The organism is Rhizobium sp. Leaf371, assembly GCF_001424045.1.
In the GTDB taxonomy this organism is placed as follows: Bacteria; Pseudomonadota; Alphaproteobacteria; order Rhizobiales; family Rhizobiaceae; genus Ferranicluibacter.
Window position 1 is genome coordinate 955,166 of sequence record NZ_LMQB01000001.1, and the last position, 12,836, is coordinate 968,001.

The 12,836-nt window shown below is 63.4% G+C and carries 13 protein-coding genes, 1 tRNA gene, 1 pseudogene and 2 riboswitches; of the genes and pseudogenes, 7 read left to right on the top strand and 8 right to left on the bottom strand.

Annotation, left to right across the window (positions count from 1 at the left end):
- Positions 1 to 4: 4 nt before the first annotated feature.
- The 3 genes from ASG39_RS04245 (at position 5) to ASG39_RS04255 (ending at position 2,910) form a co-directional block, all read left to right on the top strand.
- Positions 5 to 397 (top strand): SUF system Fe-S cluster assembly protein, encoded by a 393-nt coding sequence (locus ASG39_RS04245; protein ID WP_062593069.1) that lies wholly within the window; start codon positions 5 to 7, stop codon positions 395 to 397.
- 73 nt (positions 398 to 470) lie between these two features.
- A complete protein-coding gene (gene sufA / locus ASG39_RS04250) occupies positions 471 to 863 on the top strand; it encodes a Fe-S cluster assembly scaffold SufA (RefSeq protein ID WP_062593071.1) in 393 nt (130 codons plus the stop codon).
- A 199-nt stretch (positions 864 to 1,062) separates the two neighbouring features.
- Positions 1,063 to 2,910: a PAS domain S-box protein gene (locus ASG39_RS04255; protein ID WP_062593073.1), complete on the top strand. Its 1,848-nt coding sequence runs from the start codon at positions 1,063 to 1,065 to the stop codon at positions 2,908 to 2,910.
- Between the two features lie 114 nt (positions 2,911 to 3,024).
- Here ASG39_RS04255 and gcvP read toward each other — a convergent pair whose 3' ends face one another.
- Genes gcvP through gcvT form a run of 3 tightly spaced genes read right to left on the bottom strand, consistent with a single transcriptional unit; the run spans position 3,025 to position 7,421 of the window.
- Positions 3,025 to 5,895, bottom strand: a complete 2,871-nt coding sequence (gcvP, locus tag ASG39_RS04260; RefSeq protein ID WP_062593452.1) for an aminomethyl-transferring glycine dehydrogenase — start codon at positions 5,893 to 5,895, stop codon at positions 3,025 to 3,027.
- An 11-nt stretch (positions 5,896 to 5,906) separates the two neighbouring features.
- Positions 5,907 to 6,269, bottom strand: coding sequence for a glycine cleavage system protein GcvH (gcvH, locus tag ASG39_RS04265; protein ID WP_062473564.1), 363 nt, complete (start codon positions 6,267 to 6,269; stop codon positions 5,907 to 5,909).
- Positions 6,270 to 6,284: 15 nt separating this feature from the next.
- Positions 6,285 to 7,421 (bottom strand): glycine cleavage system aminomethyltransferase GcvT, encoded by a 1,137-nt coding sequence (gene gcvT, locus ASG39_RS04270; protein ID WP_244481127.1) that lies wholly within the window; start codon positions 7,419 to 7,421, stop codon positions 6,285 to 6,287.
- Between the two features lie 83 nt (positions 7,422 to 7,504).
- A riboswitch (glycine riboswitch) is annotated at positions 7,505 to 7,579 on the bottom strand.
- A gap of 3 nt (positions 7,580 to 7,582) precedes the next feature.
- Positions 7,583 to 7,667: riboswitch (glycine riboswitch) on the bottom strand.
- A 310-nt stretch (positions 7,668 to 7,977) separates the two neighbouring features.
- Here gcvT and ASG39_RS04275 point away from each other — a divergent pair.
- A pseudogene (locus tag ASG39_RS04275) lies at positions 7,978 to 8,349 on the top strand (copper chaperone PCu(A)C); the annotation flags it as partial.
- Between the two features lie 10 nt (positions 8,350 to 8,359).
- Here the strand turns inward: ASG39_RS04275 and ASG39_RS04280 are convergent.
- Positions 8,360 to 9,469 (bottom strand): mechanosensitive ion channel family protein, encoded by a 1,110-nt coding sequence (locus ASG39_RS04280; protein ID WP_244481110.1) that lies wholly within the window; start codon positions 9,467 to 9,469, stop codon positions 8,360 to 8,362.
- Positions 9,470 to 9,653: 184 nt separating this feature from the next.
- Here ASG39_RS04280 and ASG39_RS04285 point away from each other — a divergent pair, with 184 nt between their 5' ends.
- Positions 9,654 to 10,682: a murein L,D-transpeptidase family protein gene (locus ASG39_RS04285; RefSeq protein WP_062593081.1), complete on the top strand. Its 1,029-nt coding sequence runs from the start codon at positions 9,654 to 9,656 to the stop codon at positions 10,680 to 10,682.
- 109 nt (positions 10,683 to 10,791) lie between these two features.
- On the opposite strand, the gene ASG39_RS04290 is transcribed toward ASG39_RS04285, so the two are convergent.
- On the bottom strand, positions 10,792 to 10,977 hold the full coding sequence (locus ASG39_RS04290; protein ID WP_244481111.1) for a DUF1508 domain-containing protein: 186 nt from the start codon (positions 10,975 to 10,977) through the stop codon (positions 10,792 to 10,794).
- Positions 10,978 to 11,244: 267 nt separating this feature from the next.
- Here ASG39_RS04290 and ASG39_RS04295 point away from each other — a divergent pair, with 267 nt between their 5' ends.
- The gene (locus ASG39_RS04295; protein ID WP_082476910.1) at positions 11,245 to 11,604 is read left to right on the top strand and encodes a DUF4189 domain-containing protein; all 360 of its coding nucleotides are present in this window, start codon (positions 11,245 to 11,247) and stop codon (positions 11,602 to 11,604) included.
- 45 nt (positions 11,605 to 11,649) lie between these two features.
- Here ASG39_RS04295 and ASG39_RS24660 read toward each other — a convergent pair whose 3' ends face one another.
- The gene (locus ASG39_RS24660) at positions 11,650 to 11,784 is read right to left on the bottom strand and encodes a hypothetical protein (protein ID WP_277995949.1); all 135 of its coding nucleotides are present in this window, start codon (positions 11,782 to 11,784) and stop codon (positions 11,650 to 11,652) included.
- A gap of 247 nt (positions 11,785 to 12,031) precedes the next feature.
- On the opposite strand from ASG39_RS24660, the gene ASG39_RS24060 reads away from it, so the two are divergent.
- Positions 12,032 to 12,175: a hypothetical protein gene (locus tag ASG39_RS24060; protein ID WP_162242407.1), complete on the top strand. Its 144-nt coding sequence runs from the start codon at positions 12,032 to 12,034 to the stop codon at positions 12,173 to 12,175.
- A gap of 48 nt (positions 12,176 to 12,223) precedes the next feature.
- On the opposite strand, the gene ASG39_RS23640 is transcribed toward ASG39_RS24060, so the two are convergent.
- Positions 12,224 to 12,364, bottom strand: coding sequence for a hypothetical protein (locus ASG39_RS23640; protein ID WP_156468003.1), 141 nt, complete (start codon positions 12,362 to 12,364; stop codon positions 12,224 to 12,226).
- Between the two features lie 272 nt (positions 12,365 to 12,636).
- Positions 12,637 to 12,712, bottom strand: a tRNA-Lys gene (locus ASG39_RS04300).
- Between the last annotated feature and the right edge of the window lie 124 nt (positions 12,713 to 12,836).

Below are 12,836 nucleotides of genomic sequence, written 5' to 3' on the forward strand. Positions count from 1 at the left end.
GAGCATGACTGTTGAGACCCAGGCCGAGACTGCCGGCGAGACGCAGGACGCCCGCGACGGGATCGTTCCGTCGGCCATTCCGCCGGAAGAGCTGGCGCGTCTGTCCGACGACGTGATCTCGGCGCTGAAGACCGTCTACGACCCGGAAATTCCGGCCGATATCTACGAGCTCGGGCTGATCTACAAGATCGACATCGAGGACGACCGCATGGTGAAGATCGCGATGACGCTGACCGCGCCCGGTTGCCCGGTGGCGGGGGAAATGCCGGGCTGGGTCGAGAATGCCGTCGGTGCCGTCGAGGGCATTTCCGGCGTCGAGGTCTCGATGACCTTTGACCCGCCATGGACGCCGGACCGGATGTCCGAGGAGGCACAGGTCGCCGTCGGCTGGTATTGATCGCCGGGCGATAGGGTCTTACATTCACATCCAGCACCGGGCCTTGAACCCGGTTGTTGCAAGGAGACTTTCCATGGGTTTTGCGGTCATGAGCCTGTCCGACGCGGCTGCGCAGCGCGTCAACGCCATCGTCGAGACTGCGGGCGGCGACACGAAGGGCATCCGGCTCTCCATCAAGAAGGGCGGCTGCGCCGGCATGGAATATGCCGTCGATCTCGTGACCGAACCGAAGGCGAAGGACGACCTGATCGAGCATGCCGGCGCCCGTGTCTGGGTCGCGCCGGAGGCCGTTCTCTATCTTCTCGGCACCCGCATGGATTTCGAGGTGACGAAGATGCGCTCCGGCTTCACCTTCAACAATCCGAACCAGACATCGGCTTGCGGTTGCGGCGAATCGGTCGAACTGAAGCCCGCGGACCTCGCGGCACTCGCCGCCAAAGGCGATGCTGTCGTTCGGGTCAGCTGAGCGGCACCTTATGACGCGGCGGTGCGGGACGCCTCGGACCGAGCCTTGCAGCGTTATCGTCATTTTTCGCGACATCTTTGCTTCCGCGATGCACTGGCCTCCGCATTGGTTTTCCGTATGATCCCGGGCCGATCGTAAACCGGCGCGGCGTCACGTCTTCTCTCTCGCGCCTTGCCCATCAAAGCTGCAGAGGCTGCACTTGCCGATCCCGGACCGGACCACTCTCGAGGCGCTCTATAACGACCTTGCCGACGCCGTTATCGTGACGGACCGTGCGGGCGTGATTCTCTCGGCAAATCCGGCCGCATCGAACCTTTTTGGCTTCGACCTCGCTTTCCCGGTCGGCCAACCCTTTTCCGTTTTGCTGGATCGCGTCTCCGAGGCGCAGGGGATCAGCGTCGACTCAGGCACCGTCCACTACACGCGCGCGGACGGCTCCCGTTTTGCGGGGAGAACGCGAGCCATCGCCGTTGGCGGCGAGGCGGAGGCAGAGGCTCGTCTTATCCGCATCATCTCCACCGCTGATCGCCCCGATCTGCCTGATCAGAAACTGCCTGATCAGGAACTGTCGGGCATGGCGTCGTCCTCCCGCGCCGTCGATACCGCGCTCGACGTCATCGCCGAGGGGATTGCGATCTACGACAAGGATGAACGGCTGCTGCTCTGCAACCGGGCCTATCGTGCGCTGCTCGGTCCTGTCGGAGAGCGCCTGCGGATCGGCATGCCGGTGGCCGAGATCGCGCTGGACATCGCATCGGGAGACGGCATGGCGCCGGCGCCTTCGGGCTCTCCGGAAGCCAAGGCGTGGGTGCGGCGCCAGATCGACCTTTTCCGACGCGCCGATGGCAAGGCCGAGATCTTCTCCTATAACAATGGCCGCTGGCTGCGGGCCGAAAACACACTCATGGCCGACGGCAACACCGTCGCCATCCGCGTCGACGTCACCGATCTCAAGCGCATCGAGATGGCGCTGGAGCGTCAGCGGCAGGATTATGCGACGCTGGTGGAAACCATACCCGATCTCATCACCCGCCTTGCGCCGGATCTGACCTACACCTTCGTCAACCAGCGTTTTGCCGCTCTGATCGGCTTGTCTCAGGATGAGATCGTGGGGCGGCGCTGCCGCGATTTCATCGCTAAGGACGACCCGCTGGCAAAAATCCTTTTCGGGTTGACGCCGGAGGCGCCGGCAACGACGCGGGAACAACGTCGCACGACGGCGGGGGGCGACGATGTCTGGATCCTCTGGTCGAACCTTGCCGTCTTCGAGGGCCAGCAGCTCAGCGAGTATGTCACCGTGGGGCGCGATATCACGGAGATGAAACAGCAGCAGATGCGGATCGCCGAGCAGAGTTTCGAGCTGCAACGCAAGAACGAAGCCCTTGGACAGTTCACGAGCAGCGTTTCCCACGACCTCAAGGCACCGATGCGGCAGATCTCGATGTTCGCCGATATGATCGCCGACGATATCGCGGCGAACGATCTTGGCAATGTTGCGGATTATGCGTCCAAGCTGCGCGGAAAATCGCGGCGCCTGATCCAGCTGGTCGATAGCCTGCTCGACTATGCGCGGATCGCCGATCGGATCTTCAGCCCCCAGCGTGTGGCGCTGCGTGACGTCGTCGAGGACGCGCTGGGCAATTTGCAGAGCCACATCGAGGAAAGCGGCGCACGGGTGACGGTCGAGGACCTGCCGGACGTGATCGGCGACGCCGAACTCTTGAAGCGCCTGTTCCAGAACATCATCGGAAACGCGATCAAATATCGCCGGGCAGGCGTGACGCCCGAACTCACCGTCAACGGGTGGCGCGAGGGTGGCCTCGTGCACATCGCGTTTCCCGACAATGGCGTCGGCATCGACCCCCGTCACGCCGAGCGGATCTTCGACATCTTCCAGCGGCTTCACCGCAACGAGGACATCTATCCCGGAACCGGCGTCGGATTGTCGCTCGCCAGACGGATCGCCGAAAGCCATGGCGGCACGATCGTGCTCGACCCGGACTATCGGACGGGCGCCCGCTTCATCGTCACCCTGCCGTCTGCCTGAGATATGGCTGAAGACGCCGCCCGGAGCGGATGGGCGACGGAGAATGAGGCAGGCGTCATTCCTGGTCTATGGCAAGACGCGGCGCCGCTTACGCGAAGCGGCGCCGCGAGTGTCCTATTCCGCGGCTTCGGCGTAGTCCTCGAGCGGCGGGCAGGTGCAGACCAGATTGCGGTCGCCATAGACGTTGTCGACGCGGTTGACGGGCGACCAGTACTTGTCGACCCGGAAGGCGCCGGGCGGGAAGCAGGCCTGTTCGCGCGAATAAGGACGATCCCAGTCGCCGACGAGGTCTTCGACCGTGTGCGGGGCGTTCTTCAGCGGGTTGTTCGTCCGGTCGAGGCGGCCGTCCTCGACGTCGCGGGCCTCCTCGCGGATGGCCAGCATCGCGTCGCAGAAGCGGTCGATCTCGGCCTTGGTCTCCGACTCGGTCGGCTCGACCATCAGCGTGCCGGCCACGGGCCAGCTCATGGTCGGGGCGTGGAAGCCGCAATCGATCAGGCGCTTGGCGACATCGTCGACGGTGACGCCGGCACTGTCGGCCAGCGGGCGCGTGTCGATGATGCATTCATGGGCGACACGTCCCTTGGCCGACTTGTAGAGCACGTCATAGGCGCCCTTCAGCCGGGCGGCGATATAGTTGGCGTTGAGGATGGCAACCTTGGTCGCCTGCGTCAGGCCTTCGCCACCCATCATCAGGCAGTAGCTCCAGGAAATCGGCAGGATGGATGCCGAGCCGAAGGGCGCAGCCGAAACAGCACCCGTACCGGCACTGTCCGGATTGGACGGGTCGCGCGGCAGGTAGGGCGCGAGGTGCGCCTTGACGCCGATCGGCCCCATGCCCGGACCGCCGCCGCCATGCGGGATGCAGAAGGTCTTGTGCAGGTTGAGATGGCTGACGTCGGAGCCGATGTCGCCCGGACGGGACAGGCCGACCATGGCGTTCATGTTGGCGCCGTCGAGATAGACCTGGCCGCCATGCTTGTGGACGATCTCGCAGACCTCGCGCACGCTCTCTTCGAACACGCCGTGCGTCGAGGGATAGGTGATCATGCAACAGGCGAGCGTATCGGCATACTGCTCTGCTTTTGCACGGAAATCGTCCATGTCGATATCGCCGTTGGCGCTGACCTTGACGACGACGACCTTCATGCCGACCATCTGTGCCGAGGCGGGATTGGTGCCGTGGGCGGAGGTCGGGATGAGGCAGATGTCGCGATGGCCCTCATCGTTGGCGAGGTGGTAGGCGCGGATCGTGAGCAGGCCGGCATATTCGCCCTGCGCACCGGAGTTCGGCTGCATGGAAATCGCATCGTAGCCGGTGACGGCGCAGAGCTTCTCGGAGAGATCGTCGATCATCGCCTTGTAGCCGAGCGCCTGATCGGCGGGAACGAAGGGATGGATTTCGGCAAATTCCGGCCAGGTGATCGGCAGCATTTCCGCCGTCGCATTCAGCTTCATCGTGCAGGAGCCGAGCGGAATCATCGCGCGGTCGAGCGCGAGGTCGCGATCGGACAGCCGGCGGATGTAGCGGGTCATCTCGCTTTCCGCCCGGTTCATGTGGAAGATCGGGTGGGTGAGATAGGCGCTGCGCCGCAGAAGCGACGAAGGCAGGCGGTAATCCGGCTCGAACTGCGCCACCTGGAAATCGCCACCGAAGGCGCGCCAGACGGATTGCAGCGTGATCGGACGCGACCGCTCATCCAGGCTGATACCGATGCGGGTCTCGCCGATCTTGCGCAGATTGACGCCTTCCGCCACCGCCGCCTTCATGATGACGGACTGCAGCTTGCCGACCTCGACCGTGATCGTGTCGAAGAAGGTTTCCGGCTCGACCTCATAACCGAGCGCCTCGAGACCCTTGGCAAGCCGCACCGTCTTCTGGTGGATGCTCTGGGCGATCGCCTTGATGCCTTCGGGGCCGTGGAAGACGGCATACATCGATGCCATCACGGCGAGCAGCACCTGCGCGGTGCAGATGTTGGAAGTCGCCTTTTCACGGCGGATGTGCTGCTCGCGCGTCTGCAGCGACAGGCGATAAGCCCGGTTGCCGCGGCTGTCGACCGAGACGCCGACGAGGCGTCCGGGCATCGAGCGCTTATGCGTGTCCTTGACGGCCATGTAGGCGGCATGCGGGCCGCCGTAACCGACGGGAACGCCAAAACGCTGGGTCGAACCGATGGCGATGTCGGCACCCATTTCGCCGGGCGATTTCAGCAGAGCAAGCGCCATGGGATCGGCCGCGACGACGGCGATCGCGCCGGTCTGGTGCAGGCGCGAGATCAGGCCGGTGAAGTCGCTGACATGGCCGTAGGTGCCGGGATACTGGAAGATCGCACCGAAAACGTCGGCCGACTGCAGGTCCTCGAACGGATTGCCGACGAGGATCGTCCAGCCGAGCGGCTCGGCCCGGGTCTGCAAGAGCGCGATGGTCTGCGGGTGGCAGTTCTCATCCACGAAGAAGGTCTTCTGCTTGGACTTCGAGACGCGCTCCGCCATGGCCATGGCTTCGGCGGCTGCCGTCGCTTCGTCCAGCAGCGAGGAATTGGCGACGTCGAGGCCGGTGAGGTCGCAGACCATGGTCTGGTAGTTCAGCAGGGCTTCCAGGCGACCCTGACTGATTTCCGGCTGGTATGGCGTGTAGGCCGTGTACCAGGCGGGGTTTTCCAGGATGTTGCGCTGGACGACCGGCGGCGTGATGGTGCCGTAATAGCCCTGGCCGATCAGCGAGACAAGCGGCTTGTTCATGTTCGCCGTTTCGCGCAGCGTGTCGAGCGCCTCGCGCTCGGTGAGCGCCGCGCCCCAGGCGAGCGGCGCCTTCTGGCGAATGGACGCCGGGACGGTATCGTCGATCAGGGCGTCGAGGGTGGGATAGCCGATCACCTTCAGCATCGCGTCCATTTCGGACGGCGAGGGGCCGATATGGCGGCGGTTGGCGAAATCGTAGGGCTGATAATCCGTGAAGGTGAAATCGGCCGGCGTGGTCACAGGCGTTGTCATCAGGCAATCAGCTCCTTGTAGGCGTCCTCGTCGAGCAGCGCATTGGCGGCCGAAGGGTCGGAGAGTTTCAGCTTGAAGAACCAGCCGGCGCCCTGGGGATCGCCGTTGACGAGCGCGGGATCTTCGACGATGGCCGGGTTGGTCTCGACGATCTCGCCGTCCAGCGGACAATACACGTCGGACGCGGCCTTGACGGATTCCACGGTCGCGGCACTTTCGCCCTTCGTCAGCGCCGTGCCGTCTTCGGGAAGCTCCACGAAGACGAGGTCGCCGAGCTGGTCGGCGGCGTGCTTGGTGATGCCGACCGTGGCGATGTCGCCGTCGATCTGCAGCCACTCATGTTCGTCGGTGAATTTCAGCATGGGATCGGCTCCTGATCAGCGCTTGTAAGTGGGGGTGATGAAGGGAAGGGTGGAAACGGTCATGGCAATGTACTTGCCGCGCAGTTCCGCAAAGACGGTGGTTCCGGGCGTCGCGAGCGGGGTGTCGACATAGCCCATGGCGACGGGATGGCCGACGGTCGGGCCGAAGCTTCCCGAGGTGACCTTGCCGACTTCCGTCGTGCCGGTCGCATCGGCATAGAGCGTGGCGCCGCCGCGCACCGGTGCCTTGCCCTCCGGCTTCAGGCCGACGCGGCGGATGGCCGCGCCATTCGTCATTGCATCCAGAATGGACTGCGCGCCCGGAAAGCCGCCGCTGCGGGCACCGCCCGTGCGGCGCGATTTCTGGATGGCCCATTCGAGCGCGGCTTCGATCGGACACGTCGTCGTGTCGATGTCGTTGCCGTAGAGGCAGAGACCGGCTTCGAGGCGCAGCGAGTCGCGGGCACCGAGGCCGATCGGCAGGACGTCGGGGTGATCGAGCAGCCGGCGGGCGATATCCTCGGCCTTGTCGGCCGGCACGGAGATCTCGAACCCGTCTTCGCCGGTATAGCCGGAGCGGGAAATGATGCATGGGACATCGTGGATCAGCGCCTCGGCCACATCCATGAAGCGCATGGCGGCGACATCGGCCCAGAGTTCGGCCAGAACATCCTGCGCACGCGGTCCCTGCAGAGCGAGCAATGCGCGGTCCTCAAGCAATGTCAGCTCGAAGCGATCGCCGAGATGCGCCTTCAGATGCGCGAAATCGGCGTCCTTGCAGGCCGCGTTGACGACGATGAGGAACCGGTCGGCAAGCCGCGCGATCATCAGGTCGTCAAGGATGCCGCCCGTGTCGTCGGTGAACAGCGCATAACGCTGACGGCCCTCGGCGATGCCGAGGACATCGACGGGCACGAGGCTTTCCAGCGCCAGAGCGGCGTCTTCCAGCGGGCCGGAGGCGGCGCGCAGTTCGACCTGGCCCATGTGGGACACGTCGAACAGCCCGGCGGCGGCACGGGTGTGCAGATGCTCTTTCAGCACGCCCGCGGGGTACTGCACCGGCATGTCGTAGCCGGCAAAGGGGACCATGCGGGCGCCCAGTTCCACATGCAGGGCGTTCAAGGGCGTCTGCTTCAACGCGGCGTCGTTCAAGGCGGTGTGATCGTCCAAATCCGGTCTCCAGGTTGGCGCCATGCGCCGGCTCGTTTCAACGCGCACGGAGTCGTGCCGTCGATTGAGCCCCCTCTGTTCCTGTGCCTGAGATTGTTATCCCTTCGGCGAGCGAAATGCTTCTCTCCAGAGTCCTGCCGGCATCCTGCTGGTTCGTGGGCCTGAGAGTTTCCGGGGCGGTTGCTCCTTCGGCACCAGCTCGAAGCTGGATTCTCCCAACAAGATCGCCTTCAGATAAGAAGGATCGACCATCCTTGGCAAGCGGAAAATGTCGCAACGACCAAGATTTTCGTCGCCGCTGGCATGGCGGAGAATCGGGGCGGCGGCCGGCATCCCGCCGGTTTGTATCCTTGCTTTATCCTGAGCCCACGATAGGAAGGATCGAACCGCCCGCCACCCTGCGGGCGCCCACGGAGACGAAGATATGCCTTCGATGAAGACCCTTCTGGCTGCCCTCTCGGTCATGACGCCCTTGGCCTTTGCCGTTCTTCCGGCCACGTCCGCAGAGACGGAAGTCGCGGGCGGGCAGGTCGTGGCGGGCGCGCTGACGCTGTCCGGCGGGACGGCAAAGCCGATGCCCCCCGGAGCGAAGGTCGGTGGCGGAGGACTGACCATCGTCAATGCGGGTCCGTCCGCCGACAGGCTCGTCTCCGTGGAGAGCCCGGCCGCCGGCCGCGTCGAGCTGCACGAAATGACGATGGAAAACGACGTGATGCGCATGCGCAAGCTCGACGGCATCCCGGTCCCGGCCGGCCAGACGGTGACGCTCGCCGGCGGCGGGCTGCACCTGATGTTCATTGATGTCGCAAAACCGTTTCGCCAAGGCGACACGATCCCGTTGACGCTGCAGTTCGAGACCGCCGGAAAGGTCACCTACGCGCTTCCGGTGGGCACGCTCGCCGGCAAGTGACGCGCTTGCCTCACGCCTGCGCACGCCGGGGCGCGCTAACTGCAATGTTGCCGGTCGTTTCGGCCGTCTTCAGCTCGGCCCGAAGGTGGGGCAGGGCGCCTGGATATGTCTCTGCGATAAAGCCGATGATCTTCTCGCGCATCTCGCAGCGCAGATCGAAGGCCCGTGCGGCATTGGCGGCAGAGCAGAGGATGCGGATCTCGACCGTCTCGGGTTTCAGATCGGTCACCGCGATATTGATGACCTGCCCATCCCAGAGAGTGGATGCGGCCGCGATCTTTTCGGCCTCCTTGCGGATGGCATCCACCGGAACACTGTAGTCGAGATAGACCATCACCGTGCCGATCAGGGCGGCGGTCTCGCGCGTCCAGTTCTGGAACGGTTTTTCGATAAAATAGCTCAGCGGCAGTACGAGGCGGCGCCAGTCCCATATCTTGACGACGACGTAGGTCGCGGTGATCTCCTCCACATTGCCCCATTCGCCTTCGATCAGAAGCGCGTCGTCGAGCCGGATCGGCTGGGTGATCGCGAGCTGGATGCCCGCGAAGAGGTTTTTGAGCACAGGCTGCAAAGCGAGACCGAGCACGATGCCCGCGACACCTGCCGAGGCCAGCAGGCTCACCCCATATTGCTGCACGGCCGGGAACGTCATCAGGCAGGCGGCGACGCCGAGGATGATGATGACGAAGCCGGCGATGCGCTCCATGATCCGCGACTGGGTCACATGCTTGCGCGCCAGGAGATTGTCTTCCGCGTCCAGTTTGAACCGGCGCAGATAGACGGTCGTCCAGATATGCAGGGTGACCTTCGCGATCCAGGCGACGACGAGGATGAAGCCGAGCAGCAGGATATGGTGCAGCGTCTCGGCCTGATGGTCGGTCAGAGGCGCCATCGACACGCCGAAGGAGAGAGCGATCATGATGGCGAGGAGACGTGTCGGACGCTCCGAGCGCGCGACGAGAGACCGCCAGAACAGATCGTATTTCGCGGCGATCCGTGTTGCGATCTCGAACAGGACCCTATGGGAAAAGACCCCGATGCCGAACAGCAGCGCGAGCAGGACGATGCTGACCGTCCAGGCCGGCACCCAGCGCAAAGATTGGTCAAGCCATGTGATCAAATCGCTCATGCGAGAAGGGTAGTGTGCAGTGCAGCATAATCCAGCCCCGTCTCCCTTTTTTCGGGGTGCGACCTTCCCGACCGGGTTCAGGAAAGATTAACCCTGTAGAGCTGAGTGTCTGGATCGGGCGCTTCAGACCCCGATCAGACACAACTTCGTCGCGATTGTCATCGATAGAGGCCTTATGCCAGCATTTCCGAGCCTGAAAGCCCTTCGCCGGGCCTGCATCCAGACCGCTGCGATCGCCGCGTTGGGCATCGCGTTGAGCGGCTGCATGGCGCTCGACATGACGGATGCGCCGCCAAAACTGTCTTCGAAGGTGATGGCGGAGATGGCCCGGAAGGGCATGAAGGCCGAAAGCCCCGTGCTGGTGCGCATTTTCAAGCAGGAAAGCGAACTGGAAATCTGGAAGGTCGATCGCAGCGGCAAATACGCGCTGTTGAAGAGTTACCCGATCTGCCGCTGGTCCGGCGACCTTGGCCCGAAGCGCAAATCGGGCGACCGGCACGCGCCGGAAGGTTTTTACCATGTCACCAAGGGCATGCTCAATCCGAACTCGCAATTCTACGTTTCGTTCAATCTCGGCTATCCCAACCGCCTCGAGAGTGCGCTCGGCTACACGGGCGAAGCGCTGATGGTGCACGGCGCCTGCTCGTCCTCGGGCTGCTACGCCATGACCGATCAGGGCGTCGGCGAGATCTACGCGATCGTCGCAAAGGCGCTCGACGGCGATCAGGAAAGCTTTCAGGTTCAGGCCTATCCCTTCCGCATGACGGCTGCGAACATGGCGGCGCATCGCGGCGATGCCAATCTCGCCTTCTGGCGCATCCTGAAGGAGGGCTACGATGCCTTCGAGGTCACCCGGCGGCAGCCGAAGGTTTCGGCGTGCGGCGGCCGCTATGTCTTCGACAAGAATTTCCTGAACGGCGAGCCGGCGGACCCGCTGGCGCCGTGCCCGGAGGCAACTCCGGGGATCGAGCCGCAGGCATTGGCCAAGATCGCGGACGAGAATCGCGCAATCGATGCGCTGATCGGCGGGCCCGTTCCGATCGCTTCTTCCATGAGCGCCTATGTCGACGGCGGCATGCATCCGGTGTTCCGCACGCTTTTGAAGCAGGCGGGTGCGAAAAACATGGCGGCGAAAGTTTCGGGCACGAAGTACCCGATCAGCCGTCCGGAAGCCGCCCTCGCCGATCCCTTTGCCGGCAAGTAGGCCGGCAAGTAAGCCGGCAACTAGGATGACGGCCGGCGCCGATCTTGCGCCGACCATCTTCACCTCCGGTTCGTCCGACGCCTTTCAGCGCGTCAGTCACCGGCCGCTTTCAGACGGGCGTGCACTTCATGCCGTTGCGCTGCGCGTTCGCGACGCAATCCGACCGGTTGACATAGCTCTCGCTCGACGTCCCGACGATCCTGCCGTTGCTCGCCGTCCGCCGCCAGCGCCAGCCGTTCGAGGAATAGATCTCCCACTTGTCTCCGTTTGCGTCCTTGCATTCTGCCATCATCATCTCCCTGTTCGTGACGATGATCTTTTAGGTAACCCGCGACTTCTTCTCTACCAATCGCCTGCTCGGGAAGGTTGAGGCTTGGAGAACATCCTCCTCGTTAACCAACAGCATTAGCTATCGCGCACATAAAATGCCCGAGGACCGGGGTCCACCGATTGTGGGCTCGCGCGACGTCCTGTAGCTTTTCGTCGGGGGCCCTGCGATTGCCGCGGGGACGCTGGACGCCCACCTGAACGGTCGTCCAGAGGGTTGTCTCGGGGGAGATCCATGAAAACCTTTTTGCGCATGGCCATTGCAACGACCGTCCTCGTCGCCGGTCCGGTCTCGTCCGCCTTCGCCTTCGGGGCGATTGCGGTCAACGATTCGCAAGGCACGGCGGCCAGCGAAGCGGGATATGGCATGGGATGGGGAGGTTCGCGCCAGGAAGCCGAGCGCAATGCCGTGCGGGAGTGCGAGTCGGCCGGAAACGACGCGTGTACGGTGGCTGTCTGGTTCGAGCGCTGCGGTGCCTATGCCGGCGACCGCGTCAACTACGGCATCGGCTATGGCTCGACCGTGAAGGCGGCCGAAAAGATGGCGACGGACGAGTGCCCGAATTGCGAGATCGTCGTCTCCGATTGTCAATGACGCCGGCAGCACGGGTGCCGGACATGGCCTGAAGGACAGTGTCCATCAAAGCCGATGGACAGACTCGATATTGGCGCGGGGTGCTGCGGCGCCCCGGTGCGGCACGAGGACGATCGTCAGAACCGTCGCAACGAGGCACGCAATCAGAATCACGCCAAGGGGCAGGGAGGTCGGTTTCATCGTTGCAGCGTCCACTCGGTCGACGGAAAGCCATGGCGCGATACAGGTGTCGTCGCGGCATGCACTCCAAGGTCTTACACACAAGCGCGTTGGCGACATCCGGAGATGGGCCTCGACGCAGATAGGACTATGCCGGGAGAAACTGTCCGCTAGCTGTCTCCTCTGCAGCCAGGCGTGTGCGGCATGCGCGATCCGGACCGTTGCGGTCACGAAAGGGTGCGCGCGGCTCTGGGCGGGAGCCCTTGCGTTGACGGACGTCGATCATACATCTCATGCCGAGAAAGGGTGGTGCACCATGTATGATTTCATGATGAAGGAGCTGATCGTCGTCATCGCGGCGCTCTGCGCCGTCTCGTTCCTAATGTTTTTTGCGCTGACCATCGCCGCTTGAGAGCGTTGCAACGAAGGCGGCATGACAGTCCTTGACGTCTTTCGTCGCCTAAAGGACGAACATGCCGATCACCATCGCGATCGGAACGGGAACGCCGACAAGCCAGACCAGAAGCTCGCGCAGCATGAACGCCTGGTAATCGTCCAGCCCGGCGCCCTTTCGGCCCCGTCGTCTCCATGCATCCAGCATTGCATCTCTCCCGTCAAAGCCCGCTTTCGCCGCTTCAACTAGGAATATGCCGTTTCGTTCCGCTTTCCGATTTTCCTGAAGACGGTTCCGAAGTGGTCAAACTGCGGGCTCATGCCGTAAACGTATCGCCGAGTCCCTCTCTCACCTCGTCCTTCTCGATCCGGCGGTTCTCCGATTCATGGACGGACCGGACGGCCGAGAATCGCGCCGACATGATTTCGGAAATGCTCGGTACGGACGTCACCGACAATGTCTGAGATAGGAAGAAGTGGTGGTGAGCGCGCAGGGATTCGAACCCTGGACCTACAGATTAAAAGTCCGTTGCTCTACCAACTGAGCTACGCGCTCCCGCGCCGGTCGGTGTGTTGCCCGGCGAAAGTTGGCGGAGATATGCATAGGCGTGCGGTTGCGGTCAACCCATAATTCCGTCGTCAGCTTAATTCTCAACGGGCAAACGCGGTTCCGTGATCAA